Raw genomic sequence first — 22,546 nt, 5'->3', positions numbered from 1 at the left:
CGGTGCCGCGGCGGATACCCCGCGGCATCCCATCCGGCACACGATGCAGCAGCGCCTCTACAAGACCGCGGTGATGGTGACCCACGACCTCGCGGCGACCGCTGCCGCCGTGGTGCTCACCTTCCTGTTCCGCTTCCAGGGCGGCATGCTGGCCGAGCGCCTGCACGCCCTGCCCCTGCTGCTGCCGCCGTTCCTGGTCTTCGCCGGCCTCGTCTACGGCCGCTTCCGGCTCTACCGGACCAAGTGGCGCTTCGCCTCGCTGCAGGACCTCGCCGGCATCGTCCGCGCGGCCAGCGTCCTGGCCCTGGCGCTCCTGGTGACCGACTGGGTGCTGGTCTCGTCCGACCTCTACGGCTTCTACTTCTTCGGCAAGATCGCGATCCTGCTCTACTGGGTCCTGCAGATCTTCTTCCTGGGCGGCACGCGCTTGGCGTTCCGCTACCTCAAGGACACCCGCTCTCGGCAGTCGAGCGCGCGGGCCGCCACCGTCCCGACCCTGCTCCTCGGGCGCGGGGCCGATATGGACGTGCTGATCCGCGCCATCGAGGCGGGTTCGGTGAAGAAGCTCGCGCCGCGGGGCATCCTGTCGCCCCGCGCGGACGAGCGCGGGCAGTTCATGCGCGGCGTGCCGGTGCTGGGCGGCTTCCCGGATCTCGAGCGCGTGGTCGCCGACCTCGCGGGCCGCGGCGAGCCGGTGCGGCGGCTCGTGGCCGCCCCGAGCGCCCTCGTCCCTGAGGCGGCGCCGGACGACCTGATCGCCCGCGCCCGGCGCCTCGGCCTGCCCCTCGCCCGGGTCGTCGGCCTCGGCGAGGGCGTGCAGGGGCCGGAACTGGCGCCGCTCGAGATCGAGGACCTGCTGCTGCGGCCGACCGTCGCCATCGACCGGCCGCGCCTGGAGGCGTTCCTCGCCGGCCGCCGGGTCGTGGTGACCGGCGGCGGCGGGTCGATCGGTTCGGAGATCTGCCTGCGGGCCGTGGCCTTCGGGGCCGCCGCCGTGCTGGTGCTCGAATCCTCCGAGCCGGCGCTCCACGGCATCCTCAGCCACCCCGCGATCCTGGCCGCGGAGGCTGCCGTGACCGGCGTGCTGGCCGATATCCGCGACCGGGAGCGGACGCACGCGGTGATCGCGGCGTTCCGACCCGACTACGTGCTCCACGCCGCCGCGCTGAAGCAGGTGCCCTACCTGGAGCGGGACTGGCAGGAGGGCATCAAGACCAACGTGTTCGGCTCGATCAACGTCGCCGAGGCGGCGGTGGCGGCCGGCGCCCGCGCCCTGGTGATGATCTCCACCGACAAGGCGATCGAGCCGGTCTCGCAGCTCGGCGTCACCAAGCGCTTCGCCGAGATGGTCGCCCAGGCCCTCGACGCCGAGCAATCCGTGCGGCCGGACCACCCGACCCGGCTGATCGCCGTGCGGTTCGGCAACGTGCTGGGCTCCGTGGGCTCCGTGGTGCCGGTGTTCAAGGCGCAGATCGCCCGAGGCGGCCCGGTCACCGTCACCCACCCCGACATGGTCCGCTACTTCATGACCGTGCGCGAGGCCTGCGACCTCGTGCTGACGGCGGCCTCGCATGCCGACGGCGAGGCCCGCGGCGGCGCGGAGCGCGCCGCGGTCTACGTGCTCAAGATGGGGCAGCCGGTGCGGATCGCCGACCTCGCCGAGCGGATGATCCGCCTCGCCGGCTTCGAGCCCGGCACCGAGATCGAGATCGCCTATACCGGCGCCCGGCCCGGCGAGCGGCTCAACGAGATCCTGTTCGCCCGCGAGGAGCCCCGGATCGCCCTGCCGGGCATCGACGGGGTGATGGCGGCGCGGCCGGTCTTCGCCGACCGGGACCGGCTCGACGCCTGGGTGGCGCGCCTGCGCGACGCCGTGGCGGCCGGTGACCGGGCAGCCGCCGATTCCGTGTTCGAGGCGGCCATCCCGCATTTCCGCGAGCGCGCCGTCCTCCGTCCCGGGCCGCCCCAGGAGGCCGTGGAAGCGATCGGCGATCCGCCGCACGCCGACGCCGCACCCTTCGCCCTCGGCTGATCCCGGCGGCTTCCAGGCCGCCGCGGCTCTCACACCGTCGCGATCGGCGTCGTCGGCGAGCCGACCGCGCCGGGCAGGCGCAGCGGCGGGGCGGTGAGCAGGAAGCGGCTGCGGCCGCGGGCCCGCAGCCAGTCGGCGAGCGGCGTCAGGTGCCACAGCTCGCCGAGATTGACCCCGAGCTTGAACAGGCAGTGCTCGTGGAGCGGCAGCGTCGCGCAGCAGGCGGGGCCGGGGCCCGCCGGGTAGGCCTCCACCGCGTAATTGTCGGCGATCAGCGCGCACAGGCCGGAGCGCGTGATCCAGTCGAGGAGGCGCGGGTCCCGCCCGTCGAGCCCGGCGCAGAGGTTGTGGACGAGCTTCGGGTCCGGGTCCCCGCCCATGGCGATCAACCGCTCGGCGAAACCCGTGTGCAGGCAGACCATGTCGCCGGGCTCCACCACGACGCCGTCGGCCTCCAGGATCCGGGCGAGCTGGTGGTAGCCCACCTTGGTCTTGGCGTCGCCGAGATGGGCGCGCAGGTCGATCATCACGGCCCGGCCCTGCATGCCGGTCTCGGCGAGGCGCTCGATCCCGAGGCGCTTCGCCCGGGACGGCTGGTCCGCCGCCTCCGGGGCGCTCGGCCCGACGATATCCCGGCCGCCGCGGAAGCCGTTGTAGAAGGTCGGCGCCGCCCCAGTGCCGTCCGCGTCGAACAGCGAGCCGACATGCGCGAGCGAGTCCCACTGCGTCGAGTATTGCAGGTGGATAAGCGCCCGGTCGTCGCAGACCACGTCGGTGGCGCCGTCGACCTCCTCGCAGACCGGGAAGTTCATGTTCGGCCGGCCGTCGGCGCGGCGGGTGGGGGTGATCTGCGGCGGGTGGCGACGCGGGTTCAGGACGTTGCCGCCTGGCAGGTCCAGCGGCAGGCTGAGGCAGAAGGTCAGGCCCGCGCGCACCTCGGCGATGCCCTGCAGCACCTTTTCGGGGGTGAGCAAGTTCAGGCGCCCCAACTCGTCGTCGGGGCCGAAATCCCCCCAGGTCGAGCCCTCCGGCCGCCGGGTCCAGCGCAGGCTCATGCGCGCGATCCCGTCGCCCGTTGCCCCCTCGGGGCCGGCCACGGAACGGATCGTTCCCCAAGCCTCCAGGGCCGCGGTCCGGGGCGAACCCCGGCCGCGGCCGAGCGTGCGTTCCTCACCAGACCGTGCCCTTCTTCGAGGCCACCGGGCCCGCGCATCGCAGGGCCGCTGCGAGACTAGGACGCGGCGGCGCGCGGCGATAGTCCAGGGGGAAAACGACTCCGTGCAAACGTCACCGGCCGGTCCCGATCGGCCCCTTGTGATCCGTCGGAGCGCGGGTACAGTTCGTGCCAAGCCCGCGAATATAAAATTCGGGCATTGGGATGAGGGAACGCCGATGTCCGAGACCGTGCGCGCCGCCGCCCGGATTGCGCCGATTCGGCGCGCGCTGCCCGCGCTGGTCGCGGCGGGGCTGGTCGCCGCCGGGCCCGTGCGAGCCGCGGATCCGATCAGGATCGGGGTGATCGCCGAGGCGCAGTCGGTGGCCGGGGCCTCGATCCCGCAGGCGGTGCAGCTCGCCGCCGACGAGATCAACGCCCAGGGCGGCATCGACGGGCGCCAGATCCAGGTCGTCACCTACGACGACAAGTCCTCCGCCTCCGACGCGGTCCGGGCCTTCCAGCGGGCGGTCTCCGAGGACAAGGTCAACCTCGTCATCGCCAGCTACATCTCGGAGGTCGTGCTGGCGCTGATGCCCTGGGCGGCCCGGCTCAAGACGCCAATGATCACGCCGGGCGCGGCCTCGAACGAGATCAGCGTCGCGGTCCACAAGGATTACGCGCGCAACAAGTACACCTTCCACGGCTACCTGACCTCGCACGCCCTGGCGCAGGCGGTCTGCGACTCGGCCAAGGAGGTGCTGGTCGAGAAGCTCAAGGCCAAGACCGCGGCGATCATGAGCGAGGACGCGGCGTGGACCCGGCCGCTCGACGCCGCCTACCAGGAATGCCTGCCGAAATCCGGGCTCAAGGTGGTGGAGCACGTCCGCTTCTCGCCGGACACGGGCGACTTCACGCCGATCTACAACAAGATCGAGGCGGCCAAGCCCGACCTGATCGTCACCGGCATCGCCCATGTCGGCGTGCAGCCGACCGTGCAGTGGCAGAACCAGCAGGTGCCGATCGCCATGACCGGCATCAGCGGCCAGGCGACCTCCTCGACCTTCTGGGCCAACACCAACGGCGGCACGCAGGGCGTGCTGTTCGACAGCGTGGCGCTGCCGGGCGTGGCGCTCACCGAGAAGACGATCCCCTTCGCCGAGGCCTTCACCAAGCGCTTTGGCGGGGCGCCGTCCTACGCGGGCTACATGGCGTACGACGCGACCCACTACGCCGCGGAGGCGATCAAGCGGGCGGGCTCCACGGAGGCCGACAAGCTCGTCGAGGCCCTGGAGAAGACCGATTACGTCGGCACCGTCGGCCACCTGAAGTTCTACGGCAAGGACGACCCGTTCACCCACTCGATCCAGTACGGGCCCGGCCTGATGACCAGCGTGCTCGGGCAGTGGCAGAACGGCAAGCAGGTGGCGATCTGGCCGGCGGCGACCGCCAACGGGGCCATGATCCTGCCCCCTGCGGTCAAGCCGGCGGTCCAGTAGGCCGGGGCAGGAGAGCGCGGTGATCGGCCTCCAGATCCTCGTCGATGGCTTCGCCATCTCGGCCCTCTACGCCCTCGGCGCGATGGGCTTCACCCTGATCTTCGGGGTCTCGGGCGTCCTCAACCTAACGCACGGCGCCCTGATGGTCATGGCCGCGGTGGCGGCCTGGGCGGCCTCGGCTTTGTTCGGCCTCGGCTCCTACGCGGGCGCGGCGATCGGCGTGCTGTGCGGGCTCGCGGGCGCCCTCGTCACCTATTTCGCCGTCGTGGCGCCGATCGAGCGCAGCCGGGCGATCCCGCGAGAAGAGAAAGAAATCTTCGTGCTCACCGGCACGCTGCTCTGGGGGATCATGATCCAGGAGCTGGTGGCCTACTTCTTCACCGACAACCCGAAGACCGTGCTGCCGCTCATCGAGGGCGTGGTCGAGATCGCGGGCGTCCGCACGCCGAAGAACGAGCTCTTCACCGCGCTGATCTGCTGGGTGGTGATCGGGCTGCTCTGGCTGTTCGTGAACCGGGCGCGGGCCGGCAAGGTCCTGCTCGCCGCCTCCATGAACCCGCGCGGCGTCACGCTGCTCGGCCACGACATGGCGAAGATCTACGTGGCGGTCTGGGCGATCTACGGATTGCTCGCCGGCATCGCCGGGGTGCTGCTCGGCATGTTCCTGGGCGTCTCGTCCTACTCGGTGGGGCCGCTCACCGCGAGCGCCTTCTCGATCGTGGTGCTGGGGGGGTTGGGCAGCGTCACCGGCTCGCTGATCGCGGCCTACGTGGTGGGGTATCTCGAGACCGCCACCGCCTACCTAATCTCGCCCGCCTACCGGGTGATCCCGGCCCTGCTGCTGCTGGTGGCCGTCATGTACCTGCGCCCGCAGGGCCTCCTGGGGCGGCGGTGATGGTTTTTTTTGCGCCCCGGGTTTCCAGCCCGCGTCCTCATCCTGAGACGCGGCGAAGCCGCCTCGAAGGAGCCCTCCAGCCAGCCGCGCGATCCCTGAAGGCCTCCTTCGAGGCCGCTGGCGCGGCACCTCAGAATGAGGGGAGTGGGTGGGAAAGGCCTCTGCGCCGAACGAGCCGGATCGCTGCCGTGTGCGAGGCCAATCCATGAAGCTCCTCACCACCCCCGGCTTCTGGATCGCGATCCTCGCCGTCCTGGCCGCCGCCACACTGCCCTGGTGGGTCTCCGGCTACATCCTCGGCCTCCTGACCATCGCCTACTATTTCGGCGTATTCTCGATGGCCTGGGACCTGCTCTTCGGCTTCGCCGGCGAGGTGAATTTCGGCCCGACCTTCCTGATCGGGCTCGGGGCCTACGGCGCCGGCATCCTCAACAACCGCTACGAGCTGCCGATCCCCTACTGCCTCGCGGCCGGGACCGTGCTCGCCGTGGTCGGCGGCCTCGCCCTGGCGCTGCCGGCGCTGAAGGTCCGTGGCCCCTATTTCGGCCTGATCACCCTGGTGGCGGTCCTGCTCCTGCAGAACATGATCGTGGTCTTCTCCGACCTCACCGGCGGCGAGATCGGCCTGACCGTGCCGGACGTCATCTCCATCGACGCCGACACCAATTACTGGCTGGCGCTGGGCTTCATGGCGGTCTCGGGGCTGATCCTCACCGCCATCGCCCGCTCGCCCGCCGGGCTGATCCTCCAGGCCGCGGGCCAGGACCCGGTGGTGACCGGCGCGCTCGGCTTCAACGTCGCCAAGCACAAGCTCGCGGCCTTCGCGGTGAGCGCCGCCTTCTCGGGGCTCGCGGGCGGGCTGGTGGTCTTCTACATGGGCACCGCCTCGGTCGGCACGCTGATCAACACCTCGGTGGGCGTGCAGGTGATCATCGCGGCGGTGCTCGGCGGACGGCGCACCATTGTGGGCGCGGCGCTCGGCGCCGTGTTCCTGATCGCGGCGGGCGAGCTGCTGCGCCCGCTCGGCGGCCTCTCGACCTTCGTGGTTTCGGCGGTGGCGCTGCTGGTGATCCTGTTCGTGCCCTCGGGGCTCCTCGGCCTCGCGTCCTTCCGGAGCGCCCGATGACCGTCGCCGTGGCACCCCCGCCGGCCGTGTCTCCCGTCTTGGCCGAGCCCTGCCTCACTGTGCGCGGCCTGACCAAGCGCTACGGCGGCCTCGTCGCCGTCAAGGAGGTCGATCTCGACCTGCGGCCCGGCGAGATCCTCGGCCTGATCGGCCCGAACGGTTCGGGCAAGTCCACCGTGATGAAGCTGATCATGGGGCTCGAGCGGCCGAGCGCCGGCTCGATCCGTCTCGACGGCGCCGAGATCGGCGGGATGCCGGCCCACCGGGTGGCGCGCTCGGGTATCGGGCTCGTGTTCCAGCACGCCCGCCCGCTCCAGCGGCAGACCGTGCTGGAGAATATCAGCCTCGCGCTCCTGCCCGACAGCCTGATCCGGCTGGCCGCTGATCCGCACGTGGCGCGGCGCGCCAAGGAAATCGCCGAGCGCGTCGGCCTCGGCGCCGTCGTCGAACGGCGGCCCGGCACCCTGCCCTTCGCGGATCTGCGCCGGCTGGAGCTCGCCAAGGCCATCGCCCGCGATCCCCGGGTGGTGCTGGTCGACGAGCCCTTCGCGGGCCTGACCGGCGGCGAGGTAGCCTCGTTCTCCGAGCTGATCCGCGGCTTCCGCGACGAGGGCAAGGCCGTGCTCCTCGTCGACCACAACGTGAAGAGCGTCTCGGCCCTCGTGGACCGAGTGTTCGCCATGTATCTCGGCGAGCGCATCGCCGAGGGCTCCGCCGAATCCGTGATGGCCGACCCGACCGTGCGCCGGGTCTATCTCGGCGGCAGCATCGAGACGGCGGCCCGGCCCGAGGCGGCGTTCAAGCCCGACTCGCTGCTCACCGTCGAGGGCGTCGACGTGCTCTACGGCAAGGCGCAGGCCCTGCGCTCCGCCTCGATCCACGTCCACGAGGGCGAGTTCGTCTCGGTCGTGGGCCTCAACGGCGCCGGCAAGACGACGCTGTTCAACGCCATCTCGGGCCTCGTCCCGCATGCCGGCACGATCCGGTTCGGCGGCCAGGATCTCGCCCGGATGAAGCCTGCCGCCATCGCGCGCGCCGGCATCGTCCAGGTGCCCGAGACCCGCGAGCTGTTCGGCGACCTCAGCGTGCGCGAGAACCTCGACCTCGGCGGCCAGCATTTTCCGAAGGCCGAGAGCGCCAAGCAGCGCGACTGGCTCTACGAGCTGTTCCCGATCCTGAAGGCCCGCGAGGGCCAGACTGCCCGCACCCTGTCGGGGGGCGAGCAGCAGATGTTGACCATCGCCCGGGCGCTGATGATGCGCCCCCGCCTCCTGATCCTCGACGAGCCGACGCTCGGCCTCGCCCCGGTGATCCTGGAACTGCTGTCGAAAGCCCTGGAGAAGCTGCGCCAGACGACGCCGATCACGGTGCTGCTCGGCGAGCAGAACGTCACCTTCGCGCTCCCGCATGCCGACCGGGTCTACGTGCTGGAGCAGGCGCGGATCGTCTGGGAGGGACCGCCGCAGCGCTTCGCCAGCGAGATGGGATCGGCCTATCTGTGAGGGACGGATGATTTCGGTCCGTCGCGGCTTGCGCGTGCAGGTCGGGCCGACGCGCGGGTTCCCTCTCCCGGGCGGGAGGGGGGCCGTTGCGCCGCGGCGCAGGGCCGTTGGAAGGTGGGTCACCGGCTCGCGCAAGCTTGGCGCGCCAGTCCGGCAGACAATACCCTAGGGAGCGGACGCCGTGGACTTCAACCTCTCCCAGTCCCAGACCCACTGGCTTGGGTGCGTGCGCGCCTTCATCGCCGACGCGATTGTGCCGGCCGCCGCCGCGGTGGCGGCGGAGCGCGCCGCGAGCCGTGCGCCCGCCCCCACGATGGAGCGCCTCAAGGAGAAGGCCCGGGCCGAGGGCCTGTGGAACCTGTTCCTGCCGCCCTCCCCCGGGCACGACACGGATGCGTATCGCGGCGCCGGCCTGACCAACCTCGACTACGCCCTCTGCGCCGAGGCGATGGGCCGGGTCGGGATCGCCTCGGAATGCTTCAACTGCGCGGCGCCCGACACCGGCAACATGGAGGTGCTGCACCGCTACGGCACCGCAGCCCAGAAGGACCGGTGGCTGAAGCCCCTGATGGCGGGCGAGATCCGCTCGGCCTTCCTGATGACCGAGCCGGAGGTCGCCTCCTCGGACGCCACCAACATCGCCACGTCGATCCGCCGGGACGGCGACCACTACGTCATCGACGGCCGCAAGTGGTGGTCGACCGGCGTCGGCGATCCGCGCTGCCGGATCGCGATCCTGATGGGCAAGACCGACCCCGAGGCGCCGCGGCACAAGCAGCAATCGCAGATCCTGGTACCCATGGACACGGCCGGCGTGCGGGTGGAGCGGCTGCTCCCGGTCTTCGGCTACGAGGACGCCCCCAAGGGCCACGGCGAGGTGGTGCTGGAGAACGTCCGCGTGCCCGCCGAGAACCTGATCCTCGGCGAGGGGCGCGGCTTCGAGATCGCGCAGGGGCGGCTGGGACCCGGCCGCATCCACCATTGCATGCGCACGATCGGGGCCGCCGAGGTGGCGCTGGAGGCCATGGCGCGCCGGCTCGTGTCCCGGGTCGCCTTCGGCAAGCGGATCTCGGAGCAGTCGGTCTGGGAGCAGCGGGTCGCGGAGGCGCGGATCGACATCGAGATGACCCGCCTCCTCTGCCTGAAGGCGGCCGACATGATGGACAAGGTCGGCGCCAAGGGCGCCAAGCTCGAGATCGCCATGATCAAGGTCGCGGCGCCCCGGGTGGCGCTGAAGGTCATCGACGACGCCATCCAGGCCCATGGCGGGGCCGGCGTGTCGGAGGATTTCGGGCTCGCCAGGATGTACGCCCATATCCGCACCCTGCGGCTCGCCGACGGGCCGGACGAGGTCCACAACCGCTCGATCGCCCGGCTGGAATTCGGGCGCTACACCAATGCCCGTCCGGGCGCCGAGGAGCCGGAGCGCGCATGAGCGACGCCGATGTCTTCTCGGGCGTGAAGCCGGTCGAGCCGCGCCACCGGATCGACGAGGCGCGGCTCTCCGCCTGGATGACGGAGCACGTGCGCGGCTTCTCCGGCCCGCTCACCGTGCAGCAGTTCCGCGGCGGCCAGTCGAACCCGACCTACCGGCTCGACACGGCCGCCCAGGCCTACGTGCTGCGCCGGAAGCCCTTCGGCCCGCTCCTGCCCTCCGCCCACGCGGTGGAGCGCGAGTTCCGGGTGATCGGCGCCCTCTACGGCGAGGGCTTTCCGGTGCCCCGCCCCTTCGCGCTCTGCGAGGATCCGGACGTCATCGGCGCGGCCTTCTACGTGATGGAGGCGGTGGGCGGCGCCGTGCACTGGGACGGGGCGCTGCCGGGCCTCGACCCCCATGCCCGCCACCGGCACTACGCCGGCATGATCGCCACGCTGGCGCGCCTCCACGCGATCGACCCGGAGGCGGCCGGGCTCGCCGATTACGGCCGGCCCGGCAACTACTTCGCCCGACAGGTCGACCGCTGGACCCGCCAGTACCGCGCCGCCGAGGACGGGCGCCTGGAGGATGTCGAGCGGCTGATCGCGTGGCTGCCCCGCACCGTGCCCGAGCAGCAGGGCGCCTGCGTGGTCCACGGCGACTACCGCCTCGACAACCTGATCTTCTCCCGCGACGGCGGCGTCAGCGCGGTCCTCGACTGGGAATTGTCGACGCTCGGCGATCCGCTGGCCGATTTCAGCTACCTGCTGATGCAGTGGGAACTGCCCGCCGACGGGCGCAGCGGGCTGGGCGGCCTCGACCTGCAGGCGCTCGGCATCCCCACCCGGGACGAGGCGGTGGCGCTCTACTGCCGGGCGGCGGACCGGACGAGCCTGCCCGACCTCGACTGGTACTTCGCCTACAACCTGTTCCGGCTGGTCGGCATCCTCCAGGGTGTAGCCGCCCGCGCCAAGGCCGGCAACGCCGCGAGCGAGCACGCCTCCGCCATGGCGGCGCGGGTGCCGAAACTCGCCGCCGCGGCCTGGGGCTTCGCCGAGCGGGCGGGGGCCTGACGTGGATCGCGGCGTGGACCTCGGCGTGGATCCCGGCATGGATCTCGCCGGCCGCGTCGTCGCCGTCACGGGGGCCGCACGGGGGATCGGCCGGGCGCTCGCGGTCGCGGCCAAGGCCCGCGGCGCGACGATCGTAGCCCTCGACCGGGACGCGGCCGGGGTGGAGGCCGTGGCGGCCGGGCTCGGCGGCCAGGCCTTCGCGCTCGACGTGGGCGACGCCGCGGCGGTCGCCGCAATCCTGGCGCGGATCGAGGCCGAGATTGGCCCGGTCGCCCTCTATTGCTCCAATGCCGGCATCCTGGAGCGCGATCCCGATCCGGATCTCGCCACCTCCGCCGATCCGGAAAGCTGGGCGCGGTCCTGGGCGGTGAACGTGATGGGCCATGTCCACGCGGCGCGGGTTCTGGTCCCGCTCTGGCGCCAACGGGGCGGGGGCGCGTTCCTGGGCACCGTCTCGGCGGCCGGGCTGCTCAGCCAGATCGGCAGCGCCACCTACTCGGCCACCAAGCACGCGGCGCTGGCTTTCCTGGAGCATCTCGCCATCGCGCATGCCGAGGACGGCATCCGGGTCGCCGCCCTGTGCCCGCAGGGCGTCGACACCGCCATGCTGGGGGCGGCCAGCGCGGCCGCCCGCGACGGCGTGCTGTCGCCCGAGGCCGTGGCCGAGGCCGCCCTCGACGGGCTGGCATCCGGGCGCTTCCTGATCCTGCCGCACCCGCAGGTGGCGGCGTATGCCCGCCGCCGGGCCGAGGATCTCGAGCGCTGGCTCGCCGGCATGGCGCGCCTGCGCCGGGCGATGCGGGCGGAGCCGGACTCGTGAGGATGAGCGGCTTCGGGCGATCCGGTCGACCCTCTCGTGGGGCGCGGGTCCCCTCTCCCGTGCGGGAGCGGGACAGCGTGGGGGATCGGGTCTGTCCGGGTGGCGCGCACCCCGCACGCCAACCCTCGCCCGGACGGGAGCGGGTGCGCGTCGCGACCCTAACCGGCCGACGCGCACCGATCGAAGGTCTTGGAATGAGGGTGGAGGCCCTGCGCCGCACCATCCGGAGCAGAGCTGTGCCATGTCCCTGTTCGATCTGACCGGCAAGGTCGCGCTGATCACCGGCTCCTCCCGCGGCATCGGGCGGGCGATCGCCCTGCGGATGGCCGAGCACGGCGCCCGGGTGGTGATCTCCTCGCGCAAGCGCGAGGCCTGCGCGGCGGTCGTGGCCGAGATCGAGGCCGCGCACGGGGTCGGCCGGGCCGTGGCGATCCCGGCGAGCATCTCGGTGAAGGCGGAGCTGGAGGAGCTCGTCGCCGAGACCGAGAACCGGCTCGGTCCCGTGGACGTCCTGGTCTGCAACGCCGCGAGCAATCCCTATTACGGGCCGCTCGCCGACATCACGGACGCCCAGTTCCGGAAGATCCTGGACAACAACGTCCTGTCGAACCACTGGCTGATCCAGAAGGTCGCCCCCGGCATGATCGCGCGGCGGGACGGCGCGATCGTCATCGTCTCCTCGATCGGGGCGCTGAAGGGTTCGCCGGTGATCGGCGCCTACAACGTCTCGAAGGCCGCCGACCTCCAGCTCGCCCGCAACTACGCGGTGGAGTACGGTCCGGCCAACGTGCGCGTGAACTGCCTCTGCCCGGGGCTGATCCGCACCGATTTCGCCCGCGCCCTGTGGGAGGATCCCGCGATGCTGGCCGCCACCACGGACGCCGCGCCCCTGCGCCGGATCGGCGAGCCCGACGAGATCGCCGGCGCGGCCGTGTTCCTGGCCTCCCCGGCCGGCCGGTTCGTCACCGGACAGGCCCTCGTCGTCGACGGCGGCGTGACCATCGCCCGATGAGCGCCGATTCCCGCATCCCCGCCGGCTGGCCGGCCCTGCCCTTCCGCGACGCGGAGGCGCGGCTCACCGCCCCGGGCGCGCCCTTCGAGATCGCGACCATTCCGATCCGCGGCGTGCCGACCCGGATCTGGGTGAAGGCCCCGCCAACCCTGCGCGACCTGTTCCGGATCGCCCAGGGCCACGGGGACAGGACCTTCGTGGTCTACCGCGACGAGCGCGTCACCTTCACGGGCTTTTCCCGCGCGGCGACCGCGCTGGCGCGGGCGCTCACGGCTGCCGGGATCAAGAAGGGTGACCGCGTCGCCATCGCGATGCGCAACCTGCCCGAATGGCCGGTGAGCTATTTCGGCGCGCTCCTCGCCGGGGCGATCGCGACGCCGCTCAACGCGTGGTGGACCGGGCCCGAACTCGCCTACGGGCTCCGGCATTCCGGGGCGCGGGTGCTGATCGCCGACGGCGAGCGCTTCACCCGGATCGCTCCGCACCTCGGCGAATGCCCGGCTCTGCAGCGGGTCCTCACCACCCGGATGGAGCCCGATCCCCGGGCGACCCCGCTCTCCGACCTCGTCGGCCCACCGGCCGACTGGGCAGGTCTGCCCGACGCGCCCCCGCCCGACATCGCCCTCGGTCCGGAGGACGATGCGACCCTGTTCTACACCTCGGGCACCACCGGCCAGCCGAAGGGCGCGGTCGGTACCCACCGGGCGGCCGCCACCACCGTCATGGCCTATCCCTACTCGGCGGCCCGCACATACCTCCGCCGGGGCGAGAGCCCGCCGAAACCCGATCCGTCCGCGCCGCAGCGGGTCGCGCTGCTGGTGATCCCCCTGTTCCACGTCACCGGCTGCCACGCGAGCCTGGGCGCCGCGCTCTACGGCGGACACAGGCTGGTGATGATGCATCGCTGGGACGCGAGCGCGGCTCTCGACCTGATCGAGGCGGAGGGCTGCACCAGCGCGGGCGGCGTGCCGACCATCGCGTGGCAGCTCGCCACGGCGGCCCGGGAGGCCGGGCGGCCGCTGCCGAGTCTCGACGCGATCACGTACGGCGGCGCGCCCGCGGCCGGCGACCTCGTCCGGACCCTGGGCGCGGTTCTGCCGCGGGTCGTCCCCGGCACCGGCTGGGGCATGACCGAGACCTCGGCGACCTTCACCCATCACCAGGGCGAGGATTACCTCGCCCACCCCGATTCCTGCGGGCCGCCCCTGCCGGTCTGCGAGGTGCGGATCGTCGATCCCCTCGGGGAGGCGCTGCCGCCCGGCGCGGTCGGCGAACTCTGCGTGAAGGGCCCCAACGTGGTCCGCGGCTACTGGGACGACCCGGACGCCACCGCGGACGTCTTCTCCGAGGGCTGGCTGCGCACCGGCGACCTCGCCCGCGCCGACGCGGAGGGGTTCCTGACCATCGTCGACCGGATCAAGGACATGCTGATCCGCGGCGGCGAGAACATCTATTGCTGCGAGGTCGAGAACGCCCTCTACGCCCATCCGGACGTGATCGACGCCGTGGTGCTGCCGGTCCCCCATCCGACGCTGGGCGAGGAGCCCGGCGCCATCGTGGTGCTGGCGGAGGGGGCGGCGACCAGCCCGGAGGCGATCCGCGCCTTCGCGGCCGAGCGGCTCGCCGCGTTCAAGGTGCCGGTGCGAATCATGATCTGGGACGAATTCCTGCCGCGCAATCCCGCCGGGAAGATCATGCGGGCTCCCTTGCGGGCGGTATTCGCGGAGGGCTCAGATCAGAACGGCTCGCCCTCATCGTCCGGGCGGTAGACCCGCAGAGTCCGGCCGTCGGGGAACTGCACCGTCCGGCGGCGGACCACGACGTAGCCGGCGGCCTGCGCGCTGCTCAGGCGGTCCAGGCGATCGTCGGTATAGCCCTGGGCGTAGCCGTAGGCCGGTGCGTAGCCGTAGCCCGGCCCGTAATTGTAGGCCCGGTAGCGCGCGTAGCCTTCAGGCGGAGGCGGCGGGGCGGCGGCGACGCTCTGCGGAGCGCTGCGGATCGTTCGGGTCGGTGCCGCGACGACGCGCGCCCGGCGTGGCGTGGCGGCAACCCGCTTGGCCCCCGGAGACGCGGCGCGCGCCGTCTTCTCCGGCACATGCCGCGCCGCGACGGCCTTCCGTCGGCTGGACGCCGGCCGGGCACGGGTCGAGGCAGCGGGGGTCGTTGCGGCCGGCGCCGGTGCGGCGACCTTCTGGTCAGCGGCCGGCGCCTTCTCGGCGGCCGGCTTGTGGGCCGGCGGATCCGTCCAGGTCGTGGCAACGGATTCGGCAGAGGCGCTGCCGAGTCCGAGAGCCAGCATGAGGGCGGCGAGTCCCGTTCGCGCGGCGTGCGGCATGGTGCCCTCCTGACATCGCGGCGTCTTGGACAGGTCCGCTGGGCGTCGCAACAATAGATCGAACCGCCGCGCAGGGGAATTCCGTCGCTGCATTTCCGCGAAGATCGCCCAAACACGTTTAATACCGATGACGCTCCGACTGGGGACGCGTCGGGGCCGTTCCTCGTGACCCCGGCCCGCGGAACCCGGGGCGCCGCCCGCGGTTGCCCCGCCATGTCCGCCCCCGCCGATGTGTCTTCCGGTCCCCTGCCCGGCCTGCGGGTGAGCGTCGATCTCAACCTGTGCCAAGCCTATGCCCAGTGCTGCTATGCGGCGCCGCGGCACTTCCGCATCGAGGGGCACGAAGCCCTGTTCTACGATCCCGCACCCGCCGTGCAGGACCGGGACGCTATCGAGCGGGCGCGCGTCGCCTGCCCGGTCCAGGCGATCCGGGTCGAGGAGCCGGAGCGCGCCGCCTGATGGCGCAAGAACCCGGGCGTGTCCTGATCGTGGGCGCCGGCCTCGCGGCCCTGCGCGGCGCCGAGGCCCTGCGCGCGGCAGGATTTTCCGGCCCGCTCACCATCGTCGGCGACGAGCCCCATCCGCCCTACGACAGGCCGCCGCTCTCGAAGCACGTCCTCACCGGCGCGATCCCGGCGGATGCTACGACTCTGCCAGGGGTCGGCGGCCTCGCGGCCGACTGGCAACTCGGCAGCGCGGCTCTGCGCCTCGACCGGCAAGCGCGTATGGTGGGCCTCGCAGACGGGCGGACCCTCCCCTACGACCGTCTGCTCATCGCCACCGGCACCCGCGCCCGCCCCTGGCCGAACCCGCACGAGGGCCGCCTCGCCGGCGTCTTCACCCTGCGGGGGCGGGACGACGCCGCCGCCCTGCGGCAGGCCCTGGCCGCGGGCCCGAAGCACGTGCTGGTGATCGGTGGCGGCTTCATCGGCTGCGAGGTCGCCAGCCTGTGTCGGCAGCTCGGCTTGCCGGTCACCCTGGTCGAGCCCGGCCCGACGCCGCTGGCCCGCGTCCTCGGCCGCACCGTCGGGGCGTTCATCGGTGCGATCCACGAGGGACACGGTGTGGCGCTGCGCTGCGGCAGCGAGGTCGAGTGGCTGGAGGCGGAGGACGGCCGGCTGACCCGCGCGCATCTCGTCGACGGCAGCAGCCTTGCGACCGACGTTGCCGTCGTTGCGCTGGGAGCGGTGCGCAACACCGAGTGGCTCGACGGGGCCGGCCTGTCGGCGGATCCGGGCGGGGTCGATTGCGATGCGCGCGGCCATGTCCTCGATACCGAGGGAAGGCCCGACCCGCACATCGCCGCCGCCGGCGACGTGGCGCGCTTTCCGCACCCCCTCTACGACGGCCGACGCGTCGCGCTGGAGCACTGGAGCCACGCGGTGGCGCAAGGCATCCATGCCGGCCGGATGCTCGCCGGCGCAGAGCCCGAATCGCCCTATGACGCCCTGCCGACCTTCTGGTCGACCCAGGGAGACCTCGTGGTGAAATCGGCCGGCCTGACCGAGGGCGCCGACGCGGTGGCGATCACGCAGGGCGATCCGGCCGCCGGCCGCTTCGTCGCCCTCTACGGCCGTGCAGGACGCTGCATCGCGGCAGTCTCGGTGGATTCCGCCCGCTGGCTGCCGGCCCATGCCGAGCTGGTCGCCGCCCGCGCGCCGTTCCCACCCCGCGGCGCCGCGACCGACCGGCCGAACGGCGTCGCGATCTTCGAGCCGGGCTTTGCCTAACGCATCGTCCTCTGGACACGACGTTCGTGCTGTTCGCCGCGGTGAACGGCGCCACCGGCTCCCGCTCCGCCATTCCGGGACGCCGAATGCCGGCCTGGACTCCAGAACCGTAGGTTCCGCAAGACCTTGGTGCGCCGGCGGCCCTGGATCCGGGCTGCGCTGCGCCTCCCCTGGGTGACGGTGCGTGGGCGGAAGCCCGGCGCATCCCGGCCGACAACCAGGGCCTCTCGACCTCGCCACCCAGGTAGCGCGGACCCGGGGACGGAACCGCCACGACGCGCGCAGCCTTTGCTGTCGCGGCATCTTTTCCCGAAGGCCCGTGGCCGCCTTCCGGGTCGATGCGCGAAGGAGACCGCATGCCCGACGCCACTCTCCTCGATCAGGTCAAGGATTTTGCCAACCGGCCGAACCCCTACCCGGTCTACGCGAAGCTGCGGGAGCATCCCGTCTCGCGCCAGGAGGACGGCACGGAGGCGGGCACCTGGGTGGCGGCGACCCACGGCACCATCGCCAGCCTGCTGCAGGACCCGCGGGTCAGCTCCGACACCCTGCCGCCAGCCGACCGGCCGCGCACCGGCAATCCCCTCACCGACCTGATCGTCAAGCCGCTCAAGGACTGGATGATGGACCGGCACCGGGTCTTCATCTTCCGCGACCCGCCGGACCACGACGCCCTGCGCTCGGCTGTGATGCACCAATTCAGCCGCGAGCGCGTCCAGGCGATGCGCGCGCGCTCAGACCGGCTGGTCGCCGACCTCCTCAACGAGAAATGCGGCGCCCGGGAGATCGACGCGGTCGACGACCTCGCCTACCCGTTGCCCGTGACGGTCATCTGCGAATTGTTCGGCGTGCCCCGGGAGGACGAGCCCCAATTCCACGGCTGGGCGACGCAGCTCGCCACCGCGCTCGAACCCGACAGCCTGTCCGACCCCGAGATCCGCGCCAAGAACAGCCGGACCTTCGACGCGATCGGCGGCTACATGGCCGACCTGATCAAGGAGAAGCGCAGGCACCCGCAGGATGACATGCTGTCGGGGCTCGCCAACCACGCGACCCCGGCTGGGGTGAAGATGGGCGATTACGACCTGATCGCCACCTCGATCCTGATGCTGGTGGCGGGCCACGAGACCACCGTGAACCTGATCACCAACGGCCTGCTGACCCTGCTCCGGCACCCGGAGGAGCTGGAGCGCCTGCGGCAGGATCCGCTCCGGGCGCCGCGGCTCATCGAGGAACTGCTGCGCTACGAGCCGCCGGTGCAGTTCCGGACCCGCCGGACGCTCGCGGCCATCGACATAGCGGGGGTCACGATCCCTGAGGGCGCCGACCTCCTGCTGCTGCTGGCCGCCGGGAACCGCGACGCGACCGTCTTCCCGGATCCCGACCGATTCGACCCGGACCGCACCGGGATCCGCCATCTCGGCTTCGGCGGCGGCCTGCATTACTGCGTGGGCGCGCCGCTCGCCCGGTTCGAGGCGGAGGCGGCATTGACCGCCCTCGCGCGCCGGCTGAAGGCGCCGCGGCTGATCGCGGATCCACCGCCCTACCGGCCGGGCGCGGCCTTGCGCGGCCCGGAGCATCTGCGGGTGGCGATCGACGGGATCGCGTGAGTGCCCGCCCGGGTCGACGAAGCCGGAGCCGTCGCGCGTGGCGGTCTCGACCATCTCGGCGAAGTAGCGCTTGCCGCCCGCGATGTCGGTCTGGTCCAGCACCAGCTTGCCGACGTTCTTGGCGTTAAAGGCGTTGGCGATCAGATGCCCCTGGGCGTCGAGGACGAAGAAGTAATCCTCGTTGCCGAAGCGCAGGGCGGTGATCGCCGCGAGGGCCGCCTTCTGCGCCTCCGCCAGGGGTATCTGGCCCGTCCTGGCCTGCGCCTCGTAGTGGATGAGCAGGCCCTGCGCGACCTCGGTCAGGCGCTTCGTCATCAGGGCCCGGTCCGCGAGGGCCGAGCGGCGCATATCGACGAAGCTCAGGGCGCTGCTGGCCAGCAGCGCCAGGGCCATCACGGCTGCGAGCTTGTGGCGGAGCTTGAGGTTCGCGAGGTCTTGCCACGGCATGACACGCGCGGCGGGCGGGCGGCTGGTCTGGGTGGGGATCATCCAAGCACCGGAAGAGGACGCCTGCGGCCGGCATGGAATCGCTGCAGGCGTTGCACAGGGTCAACCTCGTGTAATCAAGTTAGTAAAACGCAAAGATTTGCGGTGATGGCCGGCAATGGGCGGGAGAAGATCGATAATAATCTTGAGATTCGATCTGATCTGCGGATTTTCATTGACCAGCGGCGTGGATTAGCTGGGATATGCCGTTGATCAACGTTGTGGCGGCTATCCGCTCACGCCGTATTGGATCGGCTTGAAGCTGCCGTTGTTCGATTGCAGGGCCGAGCAGGCGGTCAGCCCGATGATCAGGTCGGTCTCCGCCACGAACACGATCCGGTCCCCTGCCCGGCTGAGCGGCGGCGCGACGGTAAGCGCCCCGGTCGCGCTGTCGATCGGCACGTTCATGAAGCAGTTGAACGCCACCGGGATCGCGTCCGGCGCGATGCCGTAGGGGGCGAGCGCCGCCGCGAGGTTGCCGAAGCAGCCGCGATGCGGGTTCGTGTCGCCGTATATGATGCGGAACGTGTCGGCCGAGCACGGTGTCAGCAGGAAATCGTGCCGCCCCACCGTATCCTCGACGATCCGCAGCAGGATGTTGGAGCGGTTCGAGTAGAGCGGGTCGCCGGTTGTCAGGTAGATCCGGCTGGCATAGTCGAGGGTCCGGCCCGACGAGATCACCTCCCCCGTATCGTGGCGGTTGTAGGCGACAAGGTCGGCCACCTGCTCGCCGCAGGGGTCGATCACCGTGAGGCCCTGGCCCCGGCTGAGAGTGAAAGCGACGCCGGAGCGCGGTTCGATCTGCTGCACGTCCGCTTGGCACATGATGGGTCGACTCACTTCATTGTCGGCTGCATCAAACCCGTATCGCAGGCCGTGCCGCTCCGCCTCCGGGAACGCGCCGTCCGGCCCTGCGATCCGCGTGCCTCAGACCCCACTGCCCGGCAGACTGTGGTCCACAGGCAGGACCGGCGGGTGCCAGTCGTCCGTTTCGGGCGCAGGTGCCGGACGGCCCTGCATGGGGCAGCGCCAGTCCGCATCGACCACGCGGCCGCTGTATTGGCGCGCCTCCGACGCTTCGCCGTGGCGCGCCAGCATCGGGTTCACGCTCCCGGCGAGGGCCTCGTCACGCTCCAGGATCGCGGCGCGCAGCTTCTCGTAGCGTCCCTCCTCGCGCAGCCGCTCGAACTGGGCGTGCAGGTTGAAGACCAGAACCGGCGACGAGAAGCGCCGCGCCGGGCGACTGGCATTCGGATGGAGGCCGACCACGAAGAAGGCCTCGCCGCCGAAGCTGAGCGAGAAATGCGGATTGTCGGGATCGTCGGCGACGCGGGCATCGTGGGGCTGGCCGAGCCAGGCATCCTTGTCGGTCAGGGACTGCGCCCGCGCCCAAAGGTTCTGCTCGAACGCTTCCTCCGAGAGATCGCCGGGACCTTCGAAGACGACGGCGAAGCTCTGGAACAGGTCCGGCTGCGCCCGGTACTGGGCCACGAAGGCGAGCAGCGCCGGGTAGATGCGCATGTCGTCCCAGCCCGAAGTGATGTCCCGAGCTACTACAATCCGCATCCGTCCGCGGGACAGAGCCGACTTGGCGCCCACGCAGGGGAAGGGCGGGTTCCGGATGAAGTCGCGGAAGGCCTCGGCACGGGGGTGCGCTCGGTCGTCGCGGGGTAGCTGCATGCGCGTTCTGGCCGTTCTCTGCGCAGGAAGCCTCGCTGCAAGGCTCCCGCTGTTCGGGACTCCGGCAACACCATCGAACTGCTGCCGTTCCGTGCTGCGACAGGTCGCCCGGGGAAAAGGTGAATCCCGAGGCAGGGGGACAAGATTTGTCCGATGGCAGGGGCAATATTCTTGTGATCAAGAGGTCAGAATAAACATAAGTTAATGAGAAGACGACTCGAAATGCCGGCGGCCGCTCGGTGCTGTGTTGCCGCATTGGCCGCAAGGATTGCGGCGATCCGCGCCGAAGCAGGGGCTCAGGTCCGGCCCCCCAAACGCGCCCGGTGCCGAGTCGCCGCGGCGGCTCCGAAAGCCTCGAACAGGGCGCGGTTGATCGGGTTGGTTGCCGGGTCGTGCTCGGCGTGCCACTGGACCCCGAGCGCGAAGCCCGCCGCGTCGCGGATGCGGATCGCCTCGACCGTGTCGTCCTCGGCCACGCCCTCGATCACCACCCGCGCGCCCGGCTCCAGGATACCCTGGCCGTGCAGGGAGTTCACCCGGATCGTCTCGCGCTCCAGAAGGCGGGCGAAGGCCCCTCCGGGCGTCAGGCGGACCGCGTGACGGTCGGCGAAGATCACCTCCAGGTCCGGGTGGATCTCGCCGTTCGCGAGGCGCGGCATGCGGTGATTGAGCCGACCGGGCAGTTCGCGGATCTCCGGGTGCAGGCTGCCCCCAAAGGCGACGTTCATCTCCTGGAAGCCGCGGCAGATGCCGAAGAGCGGCACGCCGCGCGCCACACAGGCCTCGATCAGCGGCAGCGCCACGGCATCGCGGTCCTCGTCGTAGGGCTCGTGCGCCGCGCAGGGCTCGGTGTTGAACCGGGCCGGGTGGACATTGGCGCGGCCGCCCGTGAGCAGGACGCCGTCCACGGTGTCGAGGAGGTCGCCGAGATCGGTGATCGCCGGGGCGGCGGCGAACATCAGCGGAAGGGCACCGGCCACCGCGGCCACCGCCCGCATGTTGTTCTCGCCGACGATCTGCGCCGGGAACCGGCTGTCGATCAGGCGCGCGTTGCCGATGACGCCGATCACGGGTCTCGCCATCGTTCCCGGCTGCTCCTCGGTGCTGGCTGCATGTCGGGCCCTCGCTGCCCGCGGCAGGCTCTACGACCCACGCAAGGCCGGCGCCAGTCCCATCCGGGTCACGCTGGCGACAGAAGGCCCGCGTCCAAAGCCTCCGCGCGCAGCACCTCGGCCACCCGTTCCGGCGCCTCCTCGTGCGCGAGGTGGCCGAGACCGCGGATCAGGCGGACGCGGGCATCGGGCAGGCGATCACGCAGGGCGAAGGCGGTGTCCGGCAGGATGGCCTTGTCGTCGCCGCCGACGATCAGCAGGGTGCGGGTCGCGAGGCCGGGCAGCGCCCGGTGCAGCCCGGCGAGATCCCAGTTCGCCATCATCCCCAGCGCCCCGCGAACATGGCCGGCCCGGGCGAAGAGCCGGCGGTAGAGATCGATCCCCTCCGGACCGAGGCGCGAGCCGGTTCCCTCGATCAGCCGCTTGGCCGCGGATCGGTCCGCCGTCCAGGCGAAGATCCTCGGGGTGAAGGGGTTGAGGAACAGCAGCCGCGCCATGCTGGGAAACAGGAGGCTGGCCGCCCCCGGCAGGGGTGCCAGGGCGCCGTTGAAGGCCGCCAGCAATCGGGGTGCGATGGCGCCGTCGAGGCACATCCGCGCCAGCACGGCCGCCCCGGCCGAGTGGCCCGCCGCCAGGACGGGCGGACGGTCGAGCGCCGCCACGAGGCCCGCCACGGCCCTGGCCATGCCGGGCAGGGACAGGTCGGCGTCGGGCAGTGGATCCGTAAAGCCGTGGCCCGGCAGGTCCGGGGCGATCACGCGGAAGTCGCGGGCGAGGAGCGGCGCCAGCCCGCGCCACGAATGGCTGGCTGCCCCCGTCCCGTGCAGGAGCAGCAGAGTCGGGGCGTCCGGGCTCCCGAATTCCTGGACGTGCCAGCGCAGGCCCGCCGCCTCCATGAAGCGGCTAGCTTCCCGATGGGGCCAGTCGCGGCCCTCCACGGCCCAGTCGGGCCGGTCCGCGTCGAACTTGGTCAGCATGGGAGCGCATCCCGCACTGCGATAGGGGCGGGCGGTCCGGAGGAGGCGGGGGCGCTATCATTCATGGCCGGAAGTATTTCGTAACAC

The 22,546-nt window shown here is 71.7% G+C and carries 19 protein-coding genes and 1 pseudogene; 13 read left to right on the top strand and 7 right to left on the bottom strand.

Translation table 11 applies throughout. The annotated features are described in order from the left end of the window. Window positions 1-43 precede the first annotated feature (43 nt). A complete protein-coding gene (locus tag CIW48_RS05270; protein WP_149309686.1) occupies window positions 44-2,032 on the top strand; it encodes an SDR family NAD(P)-dependent oxidoreductase in 1,989 nt (662 codons plus the stop codon). 29 nt (window positions 2,033-2,061) lie between these two features. Here the strand turns inward: CIW48_RS05270 and CIW48_RS05265 are convergent, their stop codons facing one another. Next, window positions 2,062-3,087, bottom strand: a complete 1,026-nt coding sequence (locus CIW48_RS05265; RefSeq protein ID WP_149309742.1) for a cyclase family protein — start codon at window positions 3,085-3,087, stop codon at window positions 2,062-2,064. A 337-nt stretch (window positions 3,088-3,424) separates the two neighbouring features. Here CIW48_RS05265 and CIW48_RS05260 point away from each other — a divergent pair, with 337 nt between their 5' ends. The 9 genes from CIW48_RS05260 (at window position 3,425) to CIW48_RS05215 (ending at window position 14,298) form a co-directional block, all read left to right on the top strand. Next, window positions 3,425-4,684, top strand: coding sequence for an ABC transporter substrate-binding protein (locus tag CIW48_RS05260; protein WP_149309684.1), 1,260 nt, complete (start codon window positions 3,425-3,427; stop codon window positions 4,682-4,684). Between the two features lie 19 nt (window positions 4,685-4,703). Further along, window positions 4,704-5,579, top strand: a complete 876-nt coding sequence (locus CIW48_RS05255; RefSeq protein WP_043386828.1) for a branched-chain amino acid ABC transporter permease — start codon at window positions 4,704-4,706, stop codon at window positions 5,577-5,579. A gap of 205 nt (window positions 5,580-5,784) precedes the next feature. Next, entirely contained in the window at window positions 5,785-6,705 is a 921-nt protein-coding gene (locus tag CIW48_RS05245; protein ID WP_149309682.1) for a branched-chain amino acid ABC transporter permease, read from the top strand. Further along, complete coding sequence (locus CIW48_RS05240) at window positions 6,702-8,207, top strand: ATP-binding cassette domain-containing protein (RefSeq protein ID WP_149309680.1); 1,506 nt, start codon at window positions 6,702-6,704, stop codon at window positions 8,205-8,207. The genes CIW48_RS05245 and CIW48_RS05240 overlap by 4 nt, the downstream gene beginning before the upstream one ends. A gap of 181 nt (window positions 8,208-8,388) precedes the next feature. Further along, window positions 8,389-9,642, top strand: coding sequence for an acyl-CoA dehydrogenase family protein (locus CIW48_RS05235; protein ID WP_149309678.1), 1,254 nt, complete (start codon window positions 8,389-8,391; stop codon window positions 9,640-9,642). Beyond that, window positions 9,639-10,697, top strand: a complete 1,059-nt coding sequence (locus CIW48_RS05230; protein ID WP_149309676.1) for a phosphotransferase family protein — start codon at window positions 9,639-9,641, stop codon at window positions 10,695-10,697. Before CIW48_RS05235 ends, CIW48_RS05230 begins: the two co-directional genes overlap by 4 nt. Window positions 10,698-10,734: 37 nt before the next feature. Further along, the gene (locus CIW48_RS05225; protein ID WP_149309740.1) at window positions 10,735-11,517 is read left to right on the top strand and encodes an SDR family oxidoreductase; all 783 of its coding nucleotides are present in this window, start codon (window positions 10,735-10,737) and stop codon (window positions 11,515-11,517) included. 241 nt (window positions 11,518-11,758) lie between these two features. After that, window positions 11,759-12,529: an SDR family oxidoreductase gene (locus CIW48_RS05220; RefSeq protein WP_149309674.1), complete on the top strand. Its 771-nt coding sequence runs from the start codon at window positions 11,759-11,761 to the stop codon at window positions 12,527-12,529. Beyond that, entirely contained in the window at window positions 12,526-14,298 is a 1,773-nt protein-coding gene (locus CIW48_RS05215; RefSeq protein WP_149309672.1) for a class I adenylate-forming enzyme family protein, read from the top strand. Before CIW48_RS05220 ends, CIW48_RS05215 begins: the two co-directional genes overlap by 4 nt. Here CIW48_RS05215 and CIW48_RS05210 read toward each other — a convergent pair. Next, a complete protein-coding gene (locus CIW48_RS05210; protein ID WP_149309670.1) occupies window positions 14,265-14,864 on the bottom strand; it encodes a hypothetical protein in 600 nt (199 codons plus the stop codon). The two genes, CIW48_RS05215 and CIW48_RS05210, sit on opposite strands and share 34 nt — an antisense overlap. A 213-nt stretch (window positions 14,865-15,077) precedes the next feature. On the opposite strand from CIW48_RS05210, the gene CIW48_RS05205 reads away from it, so the two are divergent. The 3 genes from CIW48_RS05205 to CIW48_RS05195 all read left to right on the top strand — a co-directional run bounded on the left by CIW48_RS05205 (window position 15,078) and on the right by CIW48_RS05195 (window position 18,204). Next, window positions 15,078-15,323: a ferredoxin gene (locus tag CIW48_RS05205; protein WP_149309668.1), complete on the top strand. Its 246-nt coding sequence runs from the start codon at window positions 15,078-15,080 to the stop codon at window positions 15,321-15,323. Beyond that, entirely contained in the window at window positions 15,323-16,594 is a 1,272-nt protein-coding gene (locus CIW48_RS05200) for an FAD/NAD(P)-binding oxidoreductase (RefSeq protein WP_149309666.1), read from the top strand. The genes CIW48_RS05205 and CIW48_RS05200 overlap by 1 nt, the downstream gene beginning before the upstream one ends. Window positions 16,595-16,950: 356 nt before the next feature. Beyond that, on the top strand, window positions 16,951-18,204 hold the full coding sequence (locus CIW48_RS05195; RefSeq protein ID WP_149309664.1) for a cytochrome P450: 1,254 nt from the start codon (window positions 16,951-16,953) through the stop codon (window positions 18,202-18,204). A gap of 72 nt (window positions 18,205-18,276) precedes the next feature. Here the strand turns inward: CIW48_RS05195 and CIW48_RS33810 are convergent. The 5 genes and pseudogenes from CIW48_RS33810 to bchO form a co-directional block, all read right to left on the bottom strand. Continuing rightward, a pseudogene (locus CIW48_RS33810) lies at window positions 18,277-18,519 on the bottom strand (cache domain-containing protein); the annotation flags it as partial. A gap of 399 nt (window positions 18,520-18,918) precedes the next feature. Next, window positions 18,919-19,515: an urea carboxylase-associated family protein gene (locus CIW48_RS05185; protein ID WP_149309738.1), complete on the bottom strand. Its 597-nt coding sequence runs from the start codon at window positions 19,513-19,515 to the stop codon at window positions 18,919-18,921. A 102-nt stretch (window positions 19,516-19,617) separates the two neighbouring features. After that, window positions 19,618-20,370, bottom strand: coding sequence for a guanitoxin biosynthesis heme-dependent pre-guanitoxin N-hydroxylase GntA (gene gntA / locus CIW48_RS05180; RefSeq protein WP_149309661.1), 753 nt, complete (start codon window positions 20,368-20,370; stop codon window positions 19,618-19,620). Between the two features lie 296 nt (window positions 20,371-20,666). Continuing rightward, a complete protein-coding gene (locus CIW48_RS05175) occupies window positions 20,667-21,452 on the bottom strand; it encodes a gamma-glutamyl-gamma-aminobutyrate hydrolase family protein (RefSeq protein WP_149309659.1) in 786 nt (261 codons plus the stop codon). Between the two features lie 98 nt (window positions 21,453-21,550). Continuing rightward, window positions 21,551-22,459 (bottom strand): alpha/beta fold hydrolase BchO, encoded by a 909-nt coding sequence (gene bchO / locus CIW48_RS05170; protein WP_149309657.1) that lies wholly within the window; start codon window positions 22,457-22,459, stop codon window positions 21,551-21,553. Window positions 22,460-22,546 lie beyond the last annotated feature (87 nt).

It is taken from the genome of Methylobacterium sp. P1-11, from assembly GCF_008329595.1.
In the GTDB taxonomy this organism is placed as follows: Bacteria; Pseudomonadota; Alphaproteobacteria; order Rhizobiales; family Beijerinckiaceae; genus Methylobacterium.
This window is presented reverse-complemented; position numbering and strand designations above follow the sequence as displayed.

Excerpts from the sequence above, each read along its gene's own strand:
- CIW48_RS05200 (WP_149309666.1), top strand. The coding sequence starts at position 15,323 with ATGGCGCAAGAACCCGGGCGTGTCCTGATCGTGGGCGCCGGCCTCGCG.
- CIW48_RS05220 (WP_149309674.1), top strand. The coding sequence starts at position 11,759 with ATGTCCCTGTTCGATCTGACCGGCAAGGTCGCGCTGATCACCGGCTCC.
- CIW48_RS05175 (WP_149309659.1), bottom strand. The coding sequence starts at position 21,452 with ATGGCGAGACCCGTGATCGGCGTCATCGGCAACGCGCGCCTGATCGAC.
- CIW48_RS05195 (WP_149309664.1), top strand. The coding sequence starts at position 16,951 with ATGCCCGACGCCACTCTCCTCGATCAGGTCAAGGATTTTGCCAACCGG.
- CIW48_RS05210 (WP_149309670.1), bottom strand. The coding sequence starts at position 14,864 with ATGCCGCACGCCGCGCGAACGGGACTCGCCGCCCTCATGCTGGCTCTC.
- CIW48_RS05205 (WP_149309668.1), top strand. The coding sequence starts at position 15,078 with ATGTCCGCCCCCGCCGATGTGTCTTCCGGTCCCCTGCCCGGCCTGCGG.
- CIW48_RS05240 (WP_149309680.1), top strand. The coding sequence starts at position 6,702 with ATGACCGTCGCCGTGGCACCCCCGCCGGCCGTGTCTCCCGTCTTGGCC.
- CIW48_RS05260 (WP_149309684.1), top strand. The coding sequence starts at position 3,425 with ATGTCCGAGACCGTGCGCGCCGCCGCCCGGATTGCGCCGATTCGGCGC.
- CIW48_RS05245 (WP_149309682.1), top strand. The coding sequence starts at position 5,785 with ATGAAGCTCCTCACCACCCCCGGCTTCTGGATCGCGATCCTCGCCGTC.
- CIW48_RS05230 (WP_149309676.1), top strand. The coding sequence starts at position 9,639 with ATGAGCGACGCCGATGTCTTCTCGGGCGTGAAGCCGGTCGAGCCGCGC.
- CIW48_RS05185 (WP_149309738.1), bottom strand. The coding sequence starts at position 19,515 with ATGTGCCAAGCGGACGTGCAGCAGATCGAACCGCGCTCCGGCGTCGCT.
- bchO (WP_149309657.1), bottom strand. The coding sequence starts at position 22,459 with ATGCTGACCAAGTTCGACGCGGACCGGCCCGACTGGGCCGTGGAGGGC.
- CIW48_RS05215 (WP_149309672.1), top strand. The coding sequence starts at position 12,526 with ATGAGCGCCGATTCCCGCATCCCCGCCGGCTGGCCGGCCCTGCCCTTC.
- gntA (WP_149309661.1), bottom strand. The coding sequence starts at position 20,370 with ATGCAGCTACCCCGCGACGACCGAGCGCACCCCCGTGCCGAGGCCTTC.
- CIW48_RS05270 (WP_149309686.1), top strand. The coding sequence starts at position 44 with ATGCAGCAGCGCCTCTACAAGACCGCGGTGATGGTGACCCACGACCTC.
- CIW48_RS05265 (WP_149309742.1), bottom strand. The coding sequence starts at position 3,087 with ATGAGCCTGCGCTGGACCCGGCGGCCGGAGGGCTCGACCTGGGGGGAT.
- CIW48_RS05225 (WP_149309740.1), top strand. The coding sequence starts at position 10,735 with ATGGATCTCGCCGGCCGCGTCGTCGCCGTCACGGGGGCCGCACGGGGG.